Source organism: Enterobacter sp. Cy-643 (assembly GCF_011752815.1).
GTDB lineage: Bacteria > Pseudomonadota > Gammaproteobacteria > Enterobacterales > Enterobacteriaceae > Cedecea.
Genome location: NZ_VWWV01000005.1, coordinates 142,241 through 163,347, shown reverse-complemented (window position 1 = coordinate 163,347; position 21,107 = coordinate 142,241). Strand labels below are relative to the sequence as shown.

Annotated in this window: 20 protein-coding genes; 10 read left to right on the top strand and 10 right to left on the bottom strand. The window is 55.3% G+C overall.

Annotated elements, in window-relative coordinates; translation table 11 throughout:
* The first annotated feature begins 13 nt into the window (after positions 1-13).
* Together srlR and gutQ are read left to right on the top strand one after the other, a co-directional pair.
* Positions 14-799, top strand: coding sequence for a glucitol operon DNA-binding transcriptional repressor SrlR (gene srlR / locus F3J29_RS18665; protein WP_166868342.1), 786 nt, complete (start codon positions 14-16; stop codon positions 797-799).
* Entirely contained in the window at positions 780-1,742 is a 963-nt protein-coding gene (gene gutQ, locus F3J29_RS18660) for an arabinose-5-phosphate isomerase GutQ (RefSeq protein WP_166868341.1), read from the top strand. The genes srlR and gutQ overlap by 20 nt, the downstream gene beginning before the upstream one ends.
* A 41-nt stretch (positions 1,743-1,783) precedes the next feature.
* Here gutQ and mltB read toward each other — a convergent pair whose 3' ends face one another.
* The gene (mltB, locus tag F3J29_RS18655; protein ID WP_166868338.1) at positions 1,784-2,860 is read right to left on the bottom strand and encodes a lytic murein transglycosylase B; all 1,077 of its coding nucleotides are present in this window, start codon (positions 2,858-2,860) and stop codon (positions 1,784-1,786) included.
* Between the two features lie 258 nt (positions 2,861-3,118).
* On the opposite strand from mltB, the gene F3J29_RS18650 reads away from it, so the two are divergent.
* From F3J29_RS18650 to gloB, 4 genes are all read left to right on the top strand, one after another.
* Positions 3,119-4,057 carry a LysR family transcriptional regulator gene (locus F3J29_RS18650; protein ID WP_166868336.1) on the top strand — a complete coding sequence of 313 codons (939 nt, stop codon included), beginning with the start codon at positions 3,119-3,121 and terminating at the stop codon, positions 4,055-4,057.
* A gap of 343 nt (positions 4,058-4,400) precedes the next feature.
* Entirely contained in the window at positions 4,401-4,958 is a 558-nt protein-coding gene (locus F3J29_RS18645) for an OsmC family protein (RefSeq protein ID WP_286175441.1), read from the top strand.
* A 34-nt stretch (positions 4,959-4,992) separates the two neighbouring features.
* A complete protein-coding gene (gene gstA, locus F3J29_RS18640) occupies positions 4,993-5,604 on the top strand; it encodes a glutathione transferase GstA (RefSeq protein ID WP_166868335.1) in 612 nt (203 codons plus the stop codon).
* Positions 5,605-5,740: 136 nt separating this feature from the next.
* Positions 5,741-6,538: a hydroxyacylglutathione hydrolase gene (gloB, locus tag F3J29_RS18635; protein WP_166868333.1), complete on the top strand. Its 798-nt coding sequence runs from the start codon at positions 5,741-5,743 to the stop codon at positions 6,536-6,538.
* A 197-nt stretch (positions 6,539-6,735) separates the two neighbouring features.
* Here the strand turns inward: gloB and F3J29_RS18630 are convergent, their stop codons facing one another.
* On the bottom strand, positions 6,736-7,362 hold the full coding sequence (locus F3J29_RS18630) for a TetR/AcrR family transcriptional regulator (protein WP_166868331.1): 627 nt from the start codon (positions 7,360-7,362) through the stop codon (positions 6,736-6,738).
* A 59-nt stretch (positions 7,363-7,421) separates the two neighbouring features.
* Between F3J29_RS18630 and F3J29_RS18625 the strand changes: the two genes are divergently transcribed.
* Positions 7,422-8,453 (top strand): MDR family NADP-dependent oxidoreductase, encoded by a 1,032-nt coding sequence (locus F3J29_RS18625; RefSeq protein ID WP_166868329.1) that lies wholly within the window; start codon positions 7,422-7,424, stop codon positions 8,451-8,453.
* Positions 8,454-8,667: 214 nt separating this feature from the next.
* Here the strand turns inward: F3J29_RS18625 and trpS are convergent, their stop codons facing one another.
* Positions 8,668-9,687 carry a tryptophan--tRNA ligase gene (gene trpS / locus F3J29_RS18620; RefSeq protein WP_166868327.1) on the bottom strand — a complete coding sequence of 340 codons (1,020 nt, stop codon included), beginning with the start codon at positions 9,685-9,687 and terminating at the stop codon, positions 8,668-8,670.
* 277 nt (positions 9,688-9,964) lie between these two features.
* On the opposite strand from trpS, the gene F3J29_RS18615 reads away from it, so the two are divergent.
* On the top strand, positions 9,965-10,636 hold the full coding sequence (locus F3J29_RS18615; protein ID WP_166868325.1) for an HAD-IB family hydrolase: 672 nt from the start codon (positions 9,965-9,967) through the stop codon (positions 10,634-10,636).
* 46 nt (positions 10,637-10,682) lie between these two features.
* On the opposite strand, the gene F3J29_RS18610 is transcribed toward F3J29_RS18615, so the two are convergent.
* From F3J29_RS18610 to F3J29_RS18590, 5 genes are all read right to left on the bottom strand, one after another.
* Positions 10,683-11,723: a TerC/Alx family metal homeostasis membrane protein gene (locus tag F3J29_RS18610; RefSeq protein ID WP_166868322.1), complete on the bottom strand. Its 1,041-nt coding sequence runs from the start codon at positions 11,721-11,723 to the stop codon at positions 10,683-10,685.
* A gap of 128 nt (positions 11,724-11,851) precedes the next feature.
* Complete coding sequence (locus tag F3J29_RS18605; RefSeq protein WP_166868321.1) at positions 11,852-12,622, bottom strand: anti-sigma factor family protein; 771 nt, start codon at positions 12,620-12,622, stop codon at positions 11,852-11,854.
* On the bottom strand, positions 12,619-13,131 hold the full coding sequence (locus F3J29_RS18600) for an RNA polymerase sigma factor (protein WP_166868319.1): 513 nt from the start codon (positions 13,129-13,131) through the stop codon (positions 12,619-12,621). Before F3J29_RS18600 ends, F3J29_RS18605 begins: the two co-directional genes overlap by 4 nt.
* 21 nt (positions 13,132-13,152) lie before the next feature.
* A complete protein-coding gene (locus tag F3J29_RS18595; protein ID WP_166868317.1) occupies positions 13,153-13,695 on the bottom strand; it encodes a cytochrome b in 543 nt (180 codons plus the stop codon).
* On the bottom strand, positions 13,692-14,780 hold the full coding sequence (locus tag F3J29_RS18590) for a catalase family peroxidase (protein WP_205246845.1): 1,089 nt from the start codon (positions 14,778-14,780) through the stop codon (positions 13,692-13,694). Before F3J29_RS18590 ends, F3J29_RS18595 begins: the two co-directional genes overlap by 4 nt.
* A gap of 575 nt (positions 14,781-15,355) precedes the next feature.
* Between F3J29_RS18590 and F3J29_RS18585 the strand changes: the two genes are divergently transcribed.
* Complete coding sequence (locus tag F3J29_RS18585; RefSeq protein WP_166868315.1) at positions 15,356-16,921, top strand: methyl-accepting chemotaxis protein; 1,566 nt, start codon at positions 15,356-15,358, stop codon at positions 16,919-16,921.
* Positions 16,922-16,958: 37 nt separating this feature from the next.
* Here the strand turns inward: F3J29_RS18585 and F3J29_RS18580 are convergent, their stop codons facing one another.
* A complete protein-coding gene (locus F3J29_RS18580; protein ID WP_166868313.1) occupies positions 16,959-17,675 on the bottom strand; it encodes a Type III secretion system effector HopBA1 in 717 nt (238 codons plus the stop codon).
* 131 nt (positions 17,676-17,806) lie between these two features.
* The gene (locus tag F3J29_RS18575) at positions 17,807-18,223 is read right to left on the bottom strand and encodes a hypothetical protein (RefSeq protein ID WP_166868311.1); all 417 of its coding nucleotides are present in this window, start codon (positions 18,221-18,223) and stop codon (positions 17,807-17,809) included.
* 282 nt (positions 18,224-18,505) lie between these two features.
* On the opposite strand from F3J29_RS18575, the gene mutS reads away from it, so the two are divergent.
* Positions 18,506-21,067, top strand: a complete 2,562-nt coding sequence (gene mutS, locus F3J29_RS18570; RefSeq protein ID WP_166868309.1) for a DNA mismatch repair protein MutS — start codon at positions 18,506-18,508, stop codon at positions 21,065-21,067.
* Positions 21,068-21,107 lie beyond the last annotated feature (40 nt).

Genomic DNA, 21,107 nt, shown 5'->3' with positions numbered 1-21,107 from the left:
GTAATAAGAGCCTATGAAACCACGTCAGCGGCAGGCGGCGATCCTGGAACATCTGCAAAAGCAGGGAAAATGCTCGGTGGAAGATCTCGCCCGGCATTTTCAAACCACCGGCACCACGATCCGTAAAGATTTGGTGTTGCTTGAAACGGCTGGCACAGTGATTCGCACCTATGGCGGCGTAGTGCTCAGTAAAGACGAACCCGATCCGCCTATTGACCACAAAACGCTGATCAATACTCTGCAAAAACAGCAAATTGCCGAGGCTGCGGTCAAGTACATCCACGATGGCGACTCCATCATTCTGGATGCGGGCAGCACCGTTTTGCAGCTGGTCCCGCTGCTCCAGCACTTCAATAACATTACGGTGATGACCAACAGCCTGCATATCGTCAATGCGCTGTCTGAGCTGGACAACGAACAAACCATCCTGATGCCCGGCGGCACCTTCCGCAAGAAATCAGCCTCGTTTCATGGCCAACTGGCGGAAAACGCCTTCGAACACTTCAGCTTTGACAGGCTCTTTATGGGCACCGATGGCATCGATCTCAACGCCGGGGTCACAACCTACAACGAGGTTTATACCGTCAGCAAAGCGATGTGCAACGCGGCGCGCGAAGTGATCCTGATGGCCGACTCCTCAAAGTTTGGCCGTAAAAGTCCGAATATTGTCTGCGGGCTGGAGAGAGTCGATACCATCATCACCGACAGCGGCATTAGCCACGAATTCCTCACCGCGCTGCAAGAAAAAGGCGTGAAAGTGATTGTCACCGGAGAAGAAGATGCATCAGCGAATGATTAACGCCGCACGAGAAACCCTGCTGCTGGAATTGCAGGAAGCCAGCCGCCTGCCGGACAGACTTGGGGAAGATTTTGTCGCCGCCGCCAACGCCGTGCTCAGCTGCCAGGGGAAGGTCATTGTTTCCGGCATGGGCAAGTCCGGGCATATCGGGAAGAAAATCGCCGCCACCTTTGCCAGCACCGGCACGCCGGCTTTCTTCGTTCACCCCGCCGAAGCGTTACACGGCGATTTGGGGATGATCGAAAGCCGCGACATTCTGCTGTTTATCTCCTATTCCGGCCATGCGAAAGAGCTGGATTTAATTATTCCTCGCCTGCAGGAAAAGGCCGTTAAGCTGATTGCGATTACCGGTAAAGCTGAGTCGCCGCTGGCGAAAGCGGCCTTTGCCACGCTGGATATTTCGGTAGAGCGTGAAGCCTGCCCGATGCGCCTTGCGCCAACATCCAGCGCGGTAAATACGTTAATGATGGGGGACGCACTGGCCATGGCCGTCATGCAAGAGCGTGGCTTTAACGAAGAGGATTTTGCACGTTCACACCCTGCCGGTGCGTTAGGCGCCCGTTTGTTAAACCGGGTTCATCACCTGATGCGCACCGACGAACAGCTTCCGCAGGTGGCGGACAGCGCCTCCGTCATGGATGCCATGCTGGAGCTAAGTCGCACAGGGCTGGGGCTGGTTGCCGTCTGTGACAAAGCACAGCAAGTTATCGGCGTCTTTACCGATGGCGACCTGCGCCGCTGGCTGGTGGGCGGTGGTAAGCTGGAAGCCGGGATCAAAGATGCCATGACGAAGAATGGCACGGTGCTGAATGCCGAAACCCGGGCGATTGATGCCAAAGAGATGCTGATGAAAAAACGCATTAGCGCGGCGCCGGTCGTGGATGAAAACGGCAGGCTGCTGGGGGCAATTAACCTGCATGATTTTCACCAGGCAGGTATTTGAGAACCAACTTTACCGCCCCCAAACGGGGGCGATAATACGCTTTACTGAACGCGAGCCAGCGCCACGGCCTGCCCTAATTGCCACACCGCCATCGCATAATGGGTGCTGTGGTTGTAGCGGGTAATAGCATAGAAGTTTGGCAGCCCGTACCAGTACTGGTAACGATCGCCCATATCGAGGCGCAGCAGGCTTACTTCCTGATGATTGCCCAAAGCGCCCTGCGGGCTCAGGCCGGACTGCCCCAGCGCCGCTACGGAGTATTTGGTGTTAAAGCCGTTAGCCAGCCCCGGCACCTGGCCATTGGCCGGGACGGCAACCATGTCGCCCTTCTCCCAGCCGTGCGCTTTGAAATAGTTCGCCACGCTGCCGATGGCATCTTCCGGATCCCACAGGTTCACGTGCCCGTCGCCGTTGAAGTCCACCGCGTACTCTTTGAATGAGGAAGGCATGAACTGCCCGTAGCCCATTGCTCCGGCGAAGGAGCCTTTCAGCGCCAGCGGATCGTCCCCTTCATTGCGCGCCATCAGCAGGAAGGTTTCCAGCTCGCCCGCAAAGTATTGCGCGCGGCGCGGATAGGCAAAGGCAAGCGTCGCGAGAGCATCCACAATGCGCGTTTTACCCATCACACGACCCCAGCGGGTTTCAACCCCGATGATCCCGACGATGATTTCCGGCGGTACGCCATAAACCTGATAGGCGCGGTTCAGGGCCGATTCATACTGGTTCCAGAACTTAACGCCGTTCTGTACGTTATCCGGCGTGATGAATTTAGCGCGATAGCGTAGCCACGCCCCGTTCGGCCCGGCAGGCGGCGCGGTCGTCGGCGCCTGCTGATCCATCAGGCGCAGCACGTAATCCAGACGTTTGGCCTGGGACAACACTTCATGCAGCTGGCGACGGTCGAAGCCATGCTCATTCACCATTTTGTCGATGAATTTTTCTGCTTCCGGGTTGTAAGCAAAATCACCGGTTTGCATAAAGACATCGTGCTGCGGCTGGAGCAGGAAACCGCCAGACGGCGTGCCGCTGGTTGTCTGCTGATCGGCGGTTTTCGGCTTACTGCTACAGGCAGAGAGTAAAACCAGCATAGGAAGAAGTGCTGCGGCTGAATAACGCATCTGATGGGCTGTCCCTGTGAATGTTCGCGAAAGTTTCGCAATAATGGTAATCCATAATCACTCATCTGAATATGTCTCTCTGGCCCCTCACGTCATACTCGACGGGTCTCTGGTCGTGACTTATTGGCAGCCCGGAGATGAATCTTCCCTCTGCTAAACCGCCGCAATGCGTTACCGGAAGCGTCGGCAGGGCATATCATTTAAAAAAGTGATCTAAATTGATATAACCGTTCAAAATAGCGAACAATAAGCCCTGAGATGAACAATAAATTTCAAGCTATGGAAGTCTTTGTGCAGGTGGTTGACGCCGGCGGATTCAGTCGTGCGGCGGAAGCCATGAAGCTGCCCAAAGTGACGGTGTCGACGCTGATTAAGACGCTGGAGACTACGCTGGGAGTCAGGCTGCTAAACCGTACCACACGTCACTGCAGCGTCACCGCAGACGGTGCCGCCTACTACGAACATTGTTTACGCATTTTGACGGAGATTCGCGTAGCGGAAGAATCGCTCTCAAGCACCAGGCTCAGTCCAAAAGGACGGCTGCGGGTCGATGCCCCCACCGGCCTTGCCAGCGAAGTTCTGGTGCCCGCCCTGCCTGATTTCTTTGCCCGTTTCCCTGACATCAGGCTAGAACTGGGCTGCAGCGATCGCTCGGTCGATCTGATCGAGGAGGGCGTAGATTGTGCCGTGCGGGTCGGCGAGCTACGCAACTCTAGCTTGATTGCACGTCGCGTAGGCGTCATGCACTACATGACCTGCGCGGCCCCGTCCTACCTGAAGTGTCATGGCCGCCCCCTTCACCCGGACGATCTGGTGCATCATCAATGCCTGAATTATTTTTCGCCCCGCACTGGCCAGATTTTTGATTGGCATTTTTCCCGCGAGGGGGAACGTATCAAGCGTTCTCTCACCGGCCCCATCGCACTGAATGACAGTTATGCATATACCGCGGCTGGCTTATCCGGCCTGGGCATCGTGCAAATGGCGGCATTCCTGATGGAACCCATGCTGAAAGATGGCCGTTTCGAGTTGATACTCGACGACTGGAGCAATGATCCGATGCCTATTCATGTGGTGTATCCGCAGAATCGCCATCTATCGACCAAGGTCCGCGTTTTTGTGGAGTGGATTGTCGAGCTTTTTGCGAAGCATCCAGGTATGGCTCCGGCGACAGCCCGTCGTGCCCGTCGCACTTAACTTCTCATGTCATCGCGTTGAGTTGCCACTGGCCCCCACTTCTTCGAAAACGATCCCACCTGCCTTGACCCCGCCCCGCACATCCCAGCTAGCTTGAGGCCGGAGCCATAGCCCTACCCGGGAGAGTAACCCGACCGGGAAACACTCCTGCCGGCTGGACATATCTTGAAGCTCAAGCCCCGAATTGGCTGCCTGTCATTGTTCGCTATTTCGAACAGTCATATCCATTTACATGGCTTTTTCCGACTACAGGCCATGTTTAAGATGGCCGCAAGAAAGCCGCCAAAACGGCAAGGCAATCTGACTTCGACAACCAGCCGCAGAGCGGCTTCTGGAGAATCACATGATGGGCAAAACCGTAAACGGTATCAACGTCGCCGACCTACAACAATTCACCCAGGACGTGCGCGACAACCCGGCCAGGGGCGCAATCCGCTTCAACGTTAAAACGAAATGGCAGGGCCAGACGCGGACGGTAGCGAGCGTCGATCATTACGAACTGGGGGGCGAGAAACACGCCCGCCATTTCGAGATTGCCGCCGACGAACCGGCCCAGCTGCTGGGACAGAACACCGCGCCTAACCCACAGGAACTGCTGATGGCGGCGCTGAACGCCTGCATGTCAGTCGGCTATGCGGCGAATGCGGCCGCCATGGGCATCACCCTCCACAGCCTTGAAATCGAAACTGACGGTGAACTGGACCTGCGAGGTTTCCTGGGCCTGGATGACAGCGTGAATCCCGGCTATGACGAAATCCGGTATGTAGTGCGCCTGCGCACTGATGCCACCCGCGAACGGGTTGAGGAATTACACGCCCAGGCGACAAGAACGTCAGTCAACCTGGCGAACTTCTCCCGGGCGATCCGCATGGTCGAAACGCTGGAAATCCTCGAACCATAACCGCCAACAAGCTCAACATTAAATCTGAGGACTCATGAAACTCTATTACTCCCCTGGCTCTTGCGGGCTTTCCCCGGCCATCGCGCTGCGCGAGGCGTGCCTTGCCTTCGATCTGGTCAAAGTAGACTTCGCCACGAAGACGACTGTCGAGGGCAATTATCTCGATGTGAACCCGAAAGGCTTCATTCCGATTCTGGTGCTCGATAACGGTGACTTGATTACCGAAGGTGCAGTCATCCTGCAGTGGATCGCCGACCAGAACCCCGGCCTTAACCTGCTGCCAGCCTTCGGCACGCAGGAGCGCTATCGTGCGCTGGAATGGCTCAATGTCATCGCGACTGACCTTGCCAAAGGGATGTCGACGATGTTCCAGCCCTTTTTCGACGATGCGGCGAAAAACCGCTACGCCGAAGGATTCCTCAAAGGTCGGTTCGCCTTTGTTGAAGAGCATCTGTCGAACAACGACTATGTGCTCGGCAACGAATTTTCGGCACCTGATGCCTATCTCTATAACGTCCTGAACTGGCCGCCCCGCGTTGGGATCGACATGTCCGTTTACCCGGCCATTGAGCGATTCATGCGGCGCATGGAACAGCGCCCCAGCGTTCAGGCCGCACGCGCGGCAGAAGGTCTGCCCCCGCGCTGAGCAGTAAGTAGATCGCAAGCCGCCGGCCAATACCCGGCGCCGGCGGCAGCGGTTACTCATTCGGGGTTCAACGCCTCAGCGGCGCTCTAATTTCTCATCAAACAGCGCCGCGCTTTATTGTTTCCAGGAGTCCAGGATGATCGTTGAAAAGTGCAATGGGTTATCGGTGCAGATCCTGCCCGTTCTCGAAGATAATTATATTTTCCTTATAGAAGATTTACGGACAGGTGCCCTGGCCGTCGTTGATCCAACCGAGGCCAGTCCGGTACTGGATGTGCTTGAAGGAAGGCGCGTAGATCTGATCCTTAATACGCACCATCATTGGGATCACGTTTCAGGCAACACGGAGATCAAGCGAAAAACAGGGGCCCGCGTCATTGGCCCGGCGGCCGAAGTGGATGATATCCCGGGTATCGATCGGGGCGTGATCGGAGGCGATACGGTAGCATTGGGGGAGCATATTGCCCTGGTTATCGACGTGCCGGGGAATACGAGCGGGCACATCGCCTTTTGGTTCAAGGAGGCTGGGCTTCTCTTTTCCGGCGACACCATCTTTCATCTTGGCTGCGGGCGTGTCCAGGAAGCTATGCCGGCCCAGATGTGGACTTCGATCGATAAAATAAGAAAGCTGCCGCCGGAAACGCTCATCTATTCCTCGCACGAATACGCCGCCGACAATGCCCGCTTCGCGCTCACAATCGAACCAGACAACGCCGCTCTGCTGAAGCAGATCGCGCGGATAGAGGACAAGAGGCAAGCGGGCATGCCGACCGTTCCATCGACACTGGCAACGGAGCTCGCGGCCAATCCGTTTCTACGCGTCGATCGGGCTTCCATACGTTCCCGATTGGGTTGCATGGAGAGCGCCAACTGGGAAGTCTTTGCCAAACTGCGCCGTATGAAAGACGCTTTCCGGGAGCTAAAAAATCTGTGAATGGCTTCGGAAATTTTTAGCTCACGTCGATATCGCGGGCTAAACGAGATAGCTAAAGCTCTGTTACGTCCAAAAGTGGCGTAACAGATGCGTAAGCCGGTTATTAAAAACCGCCATTCGTCGCCCAATGCCCGGCCGGTGAAGTTTCCTGGGAGGGAAGATTCAAAGACACACAGGCGGAAAGTAAAAGCGTGTGTTTATGCTGTCTGCCCTCTTAAGTACCCAAAAAGCAACTGAACTAATTCCCGCTTCAGCGCCGATGAACCGGTCAATCCGCGCAAGGCCGCCTGATGCACAATCCCTTCAATAGCAGCGGATAATGCCCACGCTGCTGTCTGAATATCCTGGGCATTCCGTCGCGCCCCATACCGGGAAACAAGGGCGAGATAGTACTCGTTATACTTTTTTTCAAATTCGGCGTGAGCCGAAATAGCCTCGTCGCTCCGGGGAGCGTCTTCCACCAGGGCCCGATGTAGAGCGGGATGTGCCCCATGCACCGACAGCATGCCTTCGATCAGCAGGTTGAAGCTCTGGTTCACATCCTCGGTGTGTTCACTGGCAGCCTGCAGGACGCTGATAACATCGCTGAAATGCTTCTTTCTAATGGCTTCTACGAGTACGAGCTTGTTGGGAAAATATTGGTAAAGCGACCCGATGCTAACGCCCGCAAACTCAGCCACTTCATTGGTGGTGAAGTATCGCCAGCCTTTTTCACCTAAAACCTGAGTCGCAGCCTCGACGATCGCGCTCACTGTCGCCTGAGAACGCTTCTGCTTTGGGAGCTTCCGCATCCCGTTATCGCGCGTCTGAATGCGAGTAGACATCACTGTGCCTCCAACTCAAAATGTGAACTCCAGGCTCACATTATACAAGGATTGGTCAGGTGCATCCTCTGCCAGCCACAAGCCGTGAACTCCGACTTAAGGTCAGACCCGCCAGCCGCCCAAAGGCTTCTGACTTTGAGATAGTCGAAGTGGCTTTACCCGTTGCACAAAACGATGAGGTTCTGGTCAGGAACCGTTATTCGCGCGTCTCCGCCTCGCTGCGCATGATGATCAGCGAGGGCGCCGAAGCCATTCCTGGCGTACCGTTTCCGGCGCTGAAGCCGGGCGACACTCTGGCGGAGGAAACGCTTGGCGAGGTCCTTTCGGCTCCCCCTGGAAGTGAACTCAGGCCGGGCGATCGGGTTCGGCATTTCATGGGCTGGCGCGAGTATGCCGCCGTCCCGCTCGCGGAGTGCGTCCGTGTTGATAGCCGAGTTTCTCCGGACGTCGCCAGCCTTTCGCATGGCTCGACGGCTTATGCGGCATTGACGCGAGGCGTTGAAATCAGGCCCGGTGATACCGTCCTTATCACCAGCGCGGCAGGCGCAATAGGCTCTATGGCCGGGCAAATCGCCCGACAGCTTGGCGCTGGACGCGTGATTGGCAGCACAAGCTCCAGGCAAAAAGCCGAACGGCTTGTTAAGGGATTAGGTTACGACGCGGCGGTGATTCGGGGCAGCGGCAGCGACGTGGCACAGCTGCGTGAAGTCGCTCCGGAAGGTATTGATGTCGTGCTCGATTGCGTAGGCGGGGAACAACTGCAGTCAGCCATCGTGGCTGCACGCCCAGGTGCCCGAATTGCGATCGTCGGGGCTCTGTCGGGCCAGCTCGCGGATGCAGGAACGGGACGGGAGGCCCCCGTCGAGCTCGATTCAGTCCAGATCCTCCTGAAAAAGATCACGATACGCGGATACAGCGCTGACGACGACCCGGATGCGCACGCGGAATGGGATACGAGATTTGCAGAATGGCTTCAAACAGGGGATATCGTGTTTCCACATGTCATCGTCAATGGGATAGAGCGGGCCCCAGAGGCCATTCAGGCTATTGCGGAGGGCAGATACTTCGGCACCGTGTTTGTCGAGTTTTAGGACTTGTCATCATGTTGCCGTAAGCATACCTGCCTGGATGCCACGTGCTATTTAAGCTTTGTGGTTTTTCAGCCCCGACAGGTACGCTTCACTGCCAGATTCTTCAAAAATTATGAGAGCGCGGGCGGTTGTATTCCACCAGCCCTTGCTCTGTCAGACTTCACCGGCTGGCTGACTAAAGCGTCGATGTTCGCCCTCTCACGCCCTTCTGCCGTTAAAATAGCACCGGCAGCCCCAGCGCACGTTTCACTTCGTCCGCCGTTTGCTGCGTCAGCGCTCGCGCTTTTTCACTCCCGGCTTTCAGCACCTCTTGTAAATAAGGCTTATCGTCAATAAAGCGATTTCGCCGCTCTCTGATCGGCGCCAGCAGGTTTTGCAGGCAGGTTTCCAGCTCGTTTTTACACTGCCGATCCCCCAGCCCACCGCGCTGGTAGTGCTCTTTCATCGCCTCGACGTTCTCTTTGTCTTCATGGAAAGCATCCAGCCAGGTAAACACCACATTGCCTTCAATTTTTCCCGGATCGTTGACGCGCAGATGATCCGGGTCGGTAAACATGGCGCTCACGGCCTGATGAATCTGCTGCTCGCTGGCGGAAAGGGTGAGCGTATTGCCCAGGGATTTTGACATTTTAGCGTTGCCGTCAATGCCCGGCAGACGGCTAACCGGGCTGAGTAACGCTTTGCAGGGGGTTAATATCGGCGTCGGCGTCAGGCTATTCATTTTGTGCACAATTTCATTGGCCTGTTCGATCATCGGTAGCTGATCGTCCCCCACCGGCACCAGGCTGGCTTTAAACGCGGTGATATCCGCGGCCTGGCTCACGGGGTAGACAAGAAAACCAGAAGGCAAAGAGCGAGCAAACCCCTTCTGGGCTATCTCGCTTTTTACCGTCGGGTTTCTTTCCAGCCGGGCGACGGTCACGATGTTCATATACAACATGGTGAGTTCGGCCAGCGCTGGCAGAGAGGATTGCAGGCAGATTGTGGTTTTCTGCGGATCAATGCCAACCGCCAGGTAGTCCGCCATCACCTGCAGAATGTTTTCGGCGACTTTCTCCGGGCGGCTGCCGTTGTCGGTTAGTCCCTGAAGGTCGGCGACCAAAATGTGCTGCCGGTGCTCATCCTGAAGCTGAACGCGTTTACGCAGTGAGCCGACGTAGTGCCCAAGGTGAAGCTGGCCGGTTGGACGGTCGCCGGTAAGAATGGTTTGCTGTAAAGCGTGTGAACTGCTCATAACTGCCTCCTGAGGCTGATAAATCTTGCCGGAGGGCGAACAGTTAAAACGAAATAGCCGCCTTCCGGCGGCTATTAGAAAAGGGTGAACGAATTCCTGCCGCCTCTAAAGAGACAGCCACCAGCGGCTAACGATAAGTGTGGTGTGATTTATGTTCATTCGGCTACCCTATCACATTTCACGGCGGTTTCCGTAGCGGGATTTAAAAGTTTATAATTTCCCCATCGTGCGCAAGATGCCCTCGCGACGAACAGATAAAAAGGAAAGTTGGGAATCTATGGTTGTTATGAATGATCCTTCGCCAGGCGTCCTGTCGGTTTTCGATTTTGACGGCACGCTGACCCATAGCGATAGCTTTGTCCCGTTCCTGCGGTTTGCCTTCGGGCGCAAAACCTTCGCGCGCAAGATGATGCGTATGGTCATTCCGACGCTCAAATGCCTGCGTCGGAAGCTGACCCGCGATGAGTTAAAAGAAGTGCTGATTTCAACCTTCTTAACCGGCGTGAATGAGCAGTGGGTTAAGGAAAAAGCCGAAGTGTATTGCGCGAAAAACTTCGAAAAAATGATGCGCCCGCGTGGGCTGATGGCGGTTGCCGCTGAACTGCGTTCTGGCGCTGAAGTTACGCTGTGCTCCGCCTCGCCGGCCATCGTGCTGCTGCCGTTCGCCGAACGTCTGGGCGTGAAGCTCATCGGCACTCAGCTTGAGGTGGTGGACGGCGTGTTAACCGGCCGCATTAACGGTCATAACTGCCGCTGCGATCAAAAAATTCAGCGTCTGGAACAGATTTATGGCCCGCTCAACCAGCTGCATTTGCGCGCCTGGGGGGATTCACGAGGGGATTATGAATTGCTGACCGCGGCAAGGGATTACCACTGGCGCCACTTCCACCGCGCCAGCTCTCGCCGTCGCTCACCTATCGAAAGATTGCGCCTGGATAAACACCTCTAACCGGGGCCGTCAGGGCGCCCTCAGATAAGGACGCCCTGTCACCTGCTCAGCTCTTACTGTCGCTCGATTCGCCTTTCGCCGGGAACATCACGCTGAGGATGATGCCCACGGCCAGCACGCCCAACACAACGTACAGGCTGGCGGTGGCCGAGATACTGTAACCGTGATGCCAGATGTGTTCGCTGGCGTTAAGCCCAAGCTTAACGGCGATAAAGAACAGCAGCACCACCACCGCTTTTTCCAGGTGAACGAGATACTGTTTTAACGCTTCCAGCACAAAATACAGGGTACGCAAGCCAAGTATCGCAAACATCATTGCGCTGTAGACGATAAGCGGCTCACGACTGACGGCAATAATGGCCGGGACGGAGTCAAAAGCAAACATCACGTCGGAAAGCTCAACCACCGCCACACAAAGCATCAGCGGTGTCGCATACAGCGTGGCTTTTTTTACTCGCCCAACGGTGATAGCCTGGTTTTCTGGCTTCGCCAGCTCGTGGTCAACCTCAGCCTGGTTAAGCAGGAATTTGCGTCCGGCAAGCTTTGGCCAAAGAGGGAAAAAGCGTTTCACCAGCCGATAAGCCAAATGCTGAGAGTAGTCCTCAACTTCATCCTCCCCATCGTTGCCTTTGAGCATCATCACCGCCGTCCACGCCACAATCAGCGCAAACACGATTTCAACATAAGGCCCCAGCGACAGCAGCCCGGTGCCGATAGCCACAAAAACGCCCCTGAAAACAATCGCGCCGATAACGCCCCAGTACAACACCCGGTGCCGGTAGCGATCCGGAATACCAAACCAGGCAAAAATCGCCATCATCACAAACAGGTTATCGACGGAAAGCACCTTTTCAAGGGCATAACCGGTGATAAACAGGCTGGCCACTTCCGCCCCGTGATGAAGATATAAAAAACCGGCAAAAAGCATTGCCACTACAACCCAGAATACCGACCACAATGCGGCGCTTTTCAGCGAGATAGGCTCGTCTTTGCGGTGCATAAAGAGGTCGATGAAAATGGCCCCTACCGAGAGCGCGAGAAATACCGCTACCGTTTCGGTCGGGAAACCAATATGTGTAGATACCATGTTTTATCCTTCAGGAATGACGGAGGCGGTTTCGGGGATTTTAGTGCCGCCTCACTCCATTCAGGATAAGACCTTCAGGCAAAAATGGTATATTTTTTCTGACATTGGCGAATAAAACGGCGCCTGCATTAAATCGCTCGCGCATCCCCCGCGTACTGCGCTACCGCCTGTTGTAACCTCACCGTCTGGCTGTCATTGGCCGGGCTTATCATCGCGTAGTTATAGCGGCAATCGCTCCAGTATTGCGCCGTCAGGTTATCAGCCTGTCGCTCCCCTTTCCCCAGCGTGAACATGCCGGAAGGCCGAATGTAATACGCCACCCGCGTACCCTGAGCATCCTGGTAGACCACCAGCGCCGCAGGGCCCTGCTCAGTTACCATTAAACGCCCGCCCACCAGCGTAAAACCGTAATTGTCGAGGTCGGGTGCCAGCGCCCCGTTAATGAAATAGCGGCTCATCCAGTTGTTCACCTCCGCGCGATCGCTGGCCACGACGTCCAACGCTTTCACGCTGCCGCTGTTCACCAGACGATAGGCCTGCACGGCATCTTCCATCGGTAGAATTTGCCGCAGAACTTCGCTGGCATGCAGCTGCCACCCGGCCACGCCGCCCATGCCGACGGAGAATAGCAGGCTAAAAGCAACGGCTAAACGCCACCGGCGAGCGCGCTGGATTTGCTGCCGCGCCCGCTGTACTTCCTGGGCAGGAACAGAAACCTGCGGCACAAATTCGTCCAGCGAAAGGCGTAAACGCCGGGCATCGGCCTGCCATTTTTTGACCTGTGCGGCCCGCTCGGGGTGCTGCTGCAAATAGTGCTCAACCCACTTTTTGCGCTCTTCATCCAGCTGCCCGTCAACCCAGGCATGGAGATCCTGCTCATCAGGTATGCGCGATTTCATTTCAATCTCCTTAATGCCGGGGTAGATGACGTGCCTTCATCCCATTTTTGCAGCTGTTTTCTGGCACGGGACAAGCGCGACATCACGGTACCCAACGGAATACCCAGCGACTCAGCCGCCTCTTTATAACTCAGCCCTTCCACGCTGATAAGCAGCAGTAACGCGCGCTGCTCTACGGGGAGCTGGCTGAACATCACCAGCATATCGTCGTTAATCAACATCTCTTCCGTTGACGCTGCCACCGGGTGTTCATCCCCGGTAAACAGCGACAAAATACGCTGATAGCGTCTTTTTCGGCGCTCGCCGTCAATAAATTGCCGGTAAAGAATAGAGAACAGCCAGCTGCGAAGGCTCTCCCTCGCCGCCAGATCCCTTTTTCGGGTAAAAGCTTTCTCAAGGCAGGACTGCACCAAATCCTCCGCGGCGTGAGGATTGCGCGTGAGCCATAGGGCGAAACGCTGCAGATGCGGCAGCATTTCCCGTATTTCCTGTTCGCTCAGTTTTGACATGATTTACTCCACTGCGCGAGGTTAGTCCCGGCCTTTGTAGCCCGTCATGCTGCTGAACACGCCGTCTCGCAATAACAGCGCATGGAATAGAGCGGCGGTCAGGTGCAAAATCACGGTAACGAATAACAACAGTGCAAGCCAGGTATGTAATGGCCGAAGCACGGCATAAAGCTCAATATTTTTCGCCACCAGCGCTGGAAGCGTGATCCCGCACCCCAGCGTCACCGGGTAGCCCGCGGCAGAGAGCATGGCCCAGCCTACCAATGGCTGAGCCACCATCAGAAGATAGAGCAACCCTTGGGATAAATGCGCCAGCGCCACCTGAAAACCAGGCAAATGCGCCGGAAGCGAGGGCGTTTTATAGCGAAAGCGAAGATACACCCGCAGAATAACCAGCAGCAGAATGGCGACGCCGAGTGGTTTATGCAGCGAGTATAAAAAAGCATGCAGTTCCGACACCGTGGACACCATGCCCACGCCGATAAACAACATCGCCACGATCATCAGCGCCATCGTCCAGTGAACGACGCGCAATAGAGGGTGAAAATACGTCACTTTGCTCATAACCCGGCCCCTTTATTTACCTGAGCTTCTTCGTGCGTGCGCCGATTGAAGGATGACGAATAAGCCGCAGAGCGCGCGCTAAGCAGCGGATCGTCTGAACCCGAAATACCCTCTGGCAGGATCAGCGGATCGTAATTGATGTCCCGGCAGCTGCCGTCGGCCTGATCTTGTGCGGAAGTCAGCACCAGCGTGCCTGCGTTAAGTTTTTGGTGGCTGTCTGGCCAGGCTTTTGTCGCATCGTTAGTCGCGTCGCCTTTTTCAGCCACGCTGATAATCAAATCCCATTTTAGCGGCCCCTGCTGCAGGCGCTGCTTGATGTCCTGCTGAAGGAATAAAGGATTCGCCTTGTCCTGCGCCGTCACCGGTACGCCGGGAGTCTGCGCCTGCATGCTCCAGCGCACGCCGTGAACCTCCCCTGCTTTATTGGTAAACAAGAACGCATTCAGGCTGTTGTAGCTGTCGCTGGCCCAGCTCGACGTCGGCACATAGCTCTTCACCCAGGCAAAAAACGGTTTTGCCTCCGGGTGAGCGCTGATAAAAGCGTTCATTTTGGCCGGATCGGGCTTGCCCGTTTTAGGATCGGGAATACCCGCCATTTGCTGATCGTAGAAACCTTGAGGAGTAGCAACGCTAAAGAACGGCAGCGCGTTCATCCCCGTGCGCCACTCCTGGCCATCGCGGGTGATAAACTGCAGCGCCATGCTGCGCACCGGAACGGCACCATCGGGCGCGTTGGGGTTCCCCCCGGCAATCGCCAGACGGCCAATAACCGGCGTATTGCCCGGCGAAAACACCGTTGCTTTTGACAGGGCGCTGGCGCTGCCGTTGGAGTCAAAATACCCCACCACGCAGACGCCCTTCGCATGATTGCGGCGATAACCGGGGTGCTCTCCTCCCGTTTTTTCTAACGAATTAACCAGCTTGTCGGGGGATAAACGTCCCGGCGTCAGGGCTCCCCACGCCCAGGCAAACAGCAGGCAAAGGGCTAACGGAATGGTGACTATCACGGCACCACGCAGCAAAAATTGCTGCGGGTAGCGCAAATTTTTAAGTATCGCGCAGAAAGACGGGCGGGGTTCTCGCATAGGTTCGGCTCACAGTGATGAACGACATTTAACTTTTGAGCACATAGGACGAACGAAATGAACGTTTATTCCCAGGGATTAAATATTTTTTACTGCCTGTATTCCACCATCAAAAACAGGGAGATTACTGTAATTAATATTCATATTTTCCGTGTCGATGGATTTTAAAAATATTGGTCCTGCCTTTTGCATTAACAGGTAAAAACTTAAATCTTAAATAAATAATAAATTTTTGTTAGCAGACGTAACTAACTCGCCAGAATAATAACTTCAAGTTCGCGGACTCAGGTTTAAAGCATAAACGCAAAGTGAAATCACATATTAAAAACAAAGTAATTTAACTTAGAGAGAGAAAAAACAAACGCTATTGTTATTTATAGAATAAAGCATTCCCCCCTCGACAACACCGTTTACATCGGTGTAAACCCGCCCTATTGACAACTTTTTCCCTGCAGATTAATTTTCTTCCCAACCTGATAACCGGCAAGACACCTTACCCTCCTGTATTCGCTACGGGAAAATACTCTAACAACACCATTAACATCACGCTCAATATTAATTAAAAGAGAGTAATTATGTTTAAAAATCTTTCCGTAGGCTCGCGAATAAGCGGCAGCTTTATCATTATTTTATTGACGCTGGTAGTGCTAACGCTGGTGGCAATTATGCAGGTGAATAAAATAAACAACGCGCTGATCGCCATCAACGATGTCAATAACGTTAAACAACGCTACGCCGTGAATTTCCGGGGCAGCGTGCATGACCGTTCGATTGCCATCCGCGACGTGACGTTAGTGCCGGCAGGCGAGCTTCAGGGCGTTGTCGAACACATCCGCAAGCTGGAGCAGGATTACCAGGCCTCCGTCCAGCCGATGGAAGGCATCTTTACTCAGGGCAACGATGTCACCGCTGAAGAACGCACGCAATATGAAAAGATAAAAGAGGCCGAGCAGCAAACGCTGCCGCTGGTGAATGAAATTATCACCCTGCAGCAAAAAGGTGACGTGGAAGGGGCACGCCAGATAATCCTGAATCAGGCCCGCCCTGCATTTGTTAACTGGCTGGCCACCATTAACGGTTTCATCGATATGGAAACGCAGCTTAACGACGCGCTCGCGAATACGGCGCGCGGAATTGCCCGCACATTCCACCTTCTGATGCTCACCCTGGCGCTAGCTGCCGTGGTCATTGGCCTGCTAATCACCTGGTCAACCACGCGTAAAATCACGCTTTCCCTCGGTGGTGAGCCGGTTGATTTACTGCATATGACCAACGCCATCGCCGCCGGAGATCTGACACAATCGCCTGCACTGCGAAAACGCGATACCACCAGTATTTTGGCCTCACTCAGCCATATGCAAAATGCGCTGCGCCAGCTCGTGCTGGAAGTACGCCAGAACGCCGAAGGCGTAGCGAGCGCCAGTGCGGAAATTGCCAAAGGAAGTAGCTCGCTTTCTGCAAGAACGGAGAACCAGGCTGCGGCGCTGCAGCAAACTTCAGCGGCGATGGATCAGGTGGCGAGCACGGTGCGGAACAATGCGGAAAGCGCGCAGTACGCCAGTAAGCTTGCCAGCTCAGCCGCCACCGAAGTCGCCCAGGGGAGTGAAATGGTGCAGGGGATCGTCAGCACGATGGACGAGATCACTCAGGAATCCGTGCGTATTGCGGACATTACCTCCGTGATCGAGGGGATCGCTTTCCAGACCAACATTTTGGCGCTGAACGCCGCCGTTGAGGCCGCCCGGGCGGGTGAACAAGGCCGGGGTTTTGCGGTTGTCGCCACTGAGGTTCGTGCTCTTGCCCAACGCTCTTCCACCGCGGCGAAAGAAATTAAAGGCCTGATTACCGGCTCAGTACAGCGGGTAAACAGCGGTGCGCAGGAGATAGATCGGGCGGCGGAAACCATGAGCAAAATTTTAACCACCGTCAGCCAGGTGAACAGTATCGTGAACGAAATTGCGCATAATTCTGCCGAACAGGCGACCGGCGTTAATGAGGTTGCCCAGGCCGTTGCACAGATGGATAAAAATCTGCAGCAGAACGTCGCACTGGTCGAGGTGACGTCTTCAACGGCAACCTCTCTCGATACGCAATCTCGCGTTCTGCGGGAAACCGTGAGCGTTTTTCAGGTCGCGTCCTGAATTGAAAAAGTACGGGGAATCGTCATTCCCCGCGAGTTTATTTCGGGAAATTAATCACCAGGTGGCTGTTGTCGTCCTTCTCATTCAGCGAGCAGCCCGGGGCTGTATCGCTCGCGCTGAAGGAAACCACGGGGCCGGGACGCATATCTTTAGGCCCCTGCTCGCGGCTATGATGAAAATGACCGCCGCCGCCCCAAACCAGCGTTTTACGAGCGCCAATGGCGCGCTCTTCCTTTTCTGCCGCGGCGTTCCAGGCAATATTGAGCGCCAGCCGTTTGTTCATGTATTTGATGGCTTCCATCGGCGTTTTTGGCGCCGCGCCGGGAATATGGCGATCAATGCCTGCAACGGAAATACCGGCTTTGTGTGCTTCATAAAGCGCCCCGGCAACCTTATCCACCCAGGCCTCGCCGTGCTTTGACCAGGCGTTCATGATGAAGTTTTTTGTCGCCTCTTTTCCATGAGCCAGCGCTTCGCGGAACAAGGCGTTATCGCTGTACTTCACAAACTCTACCGCCAGCAGATCCACGCCAGCCTTTTTCAACTCGGGAATGGCATGCCCGACAAATTCAGGGATTGCAAGCTGACCATGTACATCACCCAGATAGGCAAGCTTGTTATCACGGAACAGGTGAGCCAGGGCCTGAACGGGATCGTTTACCGGTGGCTTAATTTTAATCTCTGGATGGATCCTTCCACTGGCGTTAAGAGCGGCGGACTGAACGCGATTTGACTGACCGACTGCAGAAAACATGGCTATCTCCGATGTTGGGATGTTTTCTGGTAAGTGGGTCACTGAAAATTGAGTTCCTGAAAGCGGAGCGAAAAAAATGTGTCTAAACGCAACATCCGGCAACTCAAATACGTTGCCGGATCGGGCGGGATCTATCTTTTATAGTAATTATTAAGGCTTTTAATGTAGTTCATGCAGCCCATCACGCTGGGATCGGTACTGTTGTATTTATAGTCTTTGATGATGCCTTTGCTGTCGGTAGAGATCTGAATTTTGCAGCTGTAGTTAACCGGCACAAACGTGGTTTGTGTTGTCGTGGCCTCAAACGGTTTACCGTTGACCGTACCGGTGGTCGTTTGCGGCGAAATATAAGGCTCGGCTCCCGTACTGTTCGTTACCCACGTATAAACTTTTGTGTCGTCAAACGTTTGCTGATTATCGGGGTAACCTAATATTTTAAATGCGACGGTTTTATCCTGGCCCACGAGGCCACGTAACCCCTCATCAAGCTGTTGAAAAGAAACACACCCCGTCACTGCCAGTACGCCCGCCAGTACCCACTTTCTCATAGACACCCTGGAATTTAACCGTTTAAACAGAATGAAGGCGAAAACGTTCGCCAAACTGCGGTATTACAGCCAGCCGCCGCTAGAACATATCAGAACGGCAACGCGTTGCGAGGCTTTCAGCAATGTCGTTTAACCGCTGTTTTCCTGGCTTTGATACTCCGTTATCATGGACTCTCTGCGGGTCGATGCCCGCGCACAGTTTACGCCGGATTAGTGAGCGACAATGAGAACCAAAAACATCACTAATCCATTAAAATTCAACGAAATGGATATCATCACTCCATGAGTACTAGCGAAACCTTTGACGCCCACACCCCAATGATGCAGCAGTATCTGCGTCTTAAATCCGAGCACCGTGACATCCTGCTGTTTTACCGCATGGGTGACTTCTACGAGCTGTTCTATGACGATGCGAAACGCGCTTCACAGCTGCTGGATATCTCCCTGACCAAGCGTGGGGCTTCTGCGGGCGAACCCATTCCAATGGCCGGCGTGCCTCATCACGCGGTGGAAAACTACCTGGCCAAGCTGGTGAATCTCGGCGAATCCGTGGCTATCTGCGAACAAGTTGGTGACCCGGCGACCACCAAAGGACCGGTTGAGCGCAAAGTCGTTCGCATCGTCACGCCGGGTACCATCAGCGACGAAGCCCTGTTGCAGGAGCGCCAGGATAACCTGCTGGCGGCTATCTGGCAGGACAGCAAAGGCTTTGGCTATGCGACGCTCGACATCAGCTCCGGGCGCTTCCGCCTGACCGAGCCTGAAGACCGTGAAACCATGGCCGCCGAGCTTCAGCGCACCAATCCGGCGGAGCTGCTGTATGCGGAAGACTTCGCAGAGATGAGCCTGATTGATGGCCGTCGTGGCCTGCGCCGCCGTCCACTTTGGGAGTTCGAGATTGAAACCGCACGCCAGCAGCTAAATCTACAGTTTTCCACTCGAGACCTGACCGGTTTTGGCGTCGAGAACGCCCACCATGCGCTTTGCGCCGCTGGCTGCCTGCTGCAGTATGTTAAAGATACCCAGCGTACGTCTCTGCCGCATATTCGTTCCGTGACCATGGACCGGCAGCAGGACAGCATCATTATGGATGCCGCCACCCGGCGTAACCTGGAGATCACCCAGAACCTTTCCGGCGGCGTGGAAAATACGCTAGCCTCGGTGCTGGACTGCACCGTGACGCCGATGGGCAGCCGTATGCTCAAACGCTGGCTGCATATGCCGGTGCGTAACGTTGATGTGCTCATCAAGCGGCAGCAGACTATTGCGGCTCTGCAGGAGCGCACCGCCGATATTCAGCCTACGCTGCGCCAGGTAGGCGACCTGGAACGTATTCTTGCCCGTCTGGCGCTGCGTACCGCTCGCCCACGCGATCTGGCCCGTATGCGTTATGCCTTCCAGCAACTGCCTGCCCTGCGGGAAACCCTGTCGGACGTAAGCACCGACTATGTGCAAACCCTGCGCGAGCAGATGGGCGAGTTTGCAGAACTGCGCGAATTACTTGAGCAGGCGGTTATCGAATCTCCGCCGGTGCTGGTGCGCGACGGCGGCGTTATCGCCCCCGGCTATAACGAAGAGCTGGACGAGTGGCGAGCCCTGGCCGACGGCGCAACTGACTACCTGGATCGCCTGGAAATCCGCGAGCGCGAACGCCTGGGCCTGGATACGCTGAAGGTTGGATTTAACGCCGTGCACGGCTACTACATCCAGGTCAGCCGCGGGCAAAGCCATCTGGTGCCGATCAACTATGTTCGCCGCCAGACGCTGAAAAATGCCGAGCGCTACATTATTCCTGAGCTGAAAGAGTACGAAGATAAGGTCCTGACCTCTAAAGGCAAAGCGCTGGCGCTGGAGAAACAGCTTTACGATCGGCTGTTTGATTTGCTGCTGCCGCACCTGGAAGCGCTGCAAAAAAGCGCCACCGCGCTGGCAGAGCTGGACGTACTGGTCAACCTGGCCGAGCGCGCTTATACCCTGAACTACACCTGCCCGACGCTGACGGACAAGCCCGGCATTAAGCTGGTCGGCGGCCGCCACCCGGTGGTGGAACAAGTGCTCAGCGAACCGTTTATCGCTAACCCGCTCAATCTTTCACCTCAACGCAGAATGCTGATCATTACCGGCCCGAATATGGGCGGTAAAAGTACCTACATGCGCCAGACGGCGCTAATTGCCCTGCTGGCCTATATCGGCAGTTTTGTGCCGGCTCAGCAGGCAGAAATCGGCCCGATTGACCGCATATTTACCCGCGTGGGCGCTGCCGATGACCTGGCTTCCGGTCGCTCAACCTTCATGGTGGAGATGACAGAAACCGCCAACATTCTGCACAACGCTACCGAACACAGCCTGGTGCTGATGGATGAGATTGGCCGCGGCACGTCAACCTATGATGGCCTGTCGCTAGCCTGGGCCTGCGCCGAAAGCCTGGCCAACCGCATCAAGTCGCTGACGCTGTTCGCTACCCACTATTTTGAGCTGACCACGCTGCCGGAGAAAATGGAAGGCGTAGCGAACGTCCATCTGGATGCCGTGGAGCATGGGGATACTATCGCCTTTATGCACAGCGTACAGGACGGCGCGGCAAGCAAGAGTTACGGCCTGGCCGTAGCCGCGCTGGCGGGTGTGCCTAAAGACGTGATCAAACGCGCGCGTCAGAAGCTGCGCGAGCTGGAGAGCATTTCCGGCAATGCGGCCGCAAGCCAGGTGGATGGGACGCAAATGTCGCTGCTGACGCCGGCGGAAGAGACATCCCCTGCCGTAGAAGCACTGGAAAACCTGGATCCGGATTCACTTTCTCCGCGTCAGGCGCTGGAATGGATTTACCGGCTGAAGAGTTTGGTGTAGCAGTTACCGAACAACAGGCATAAAAAAAGCGGTGATTTGC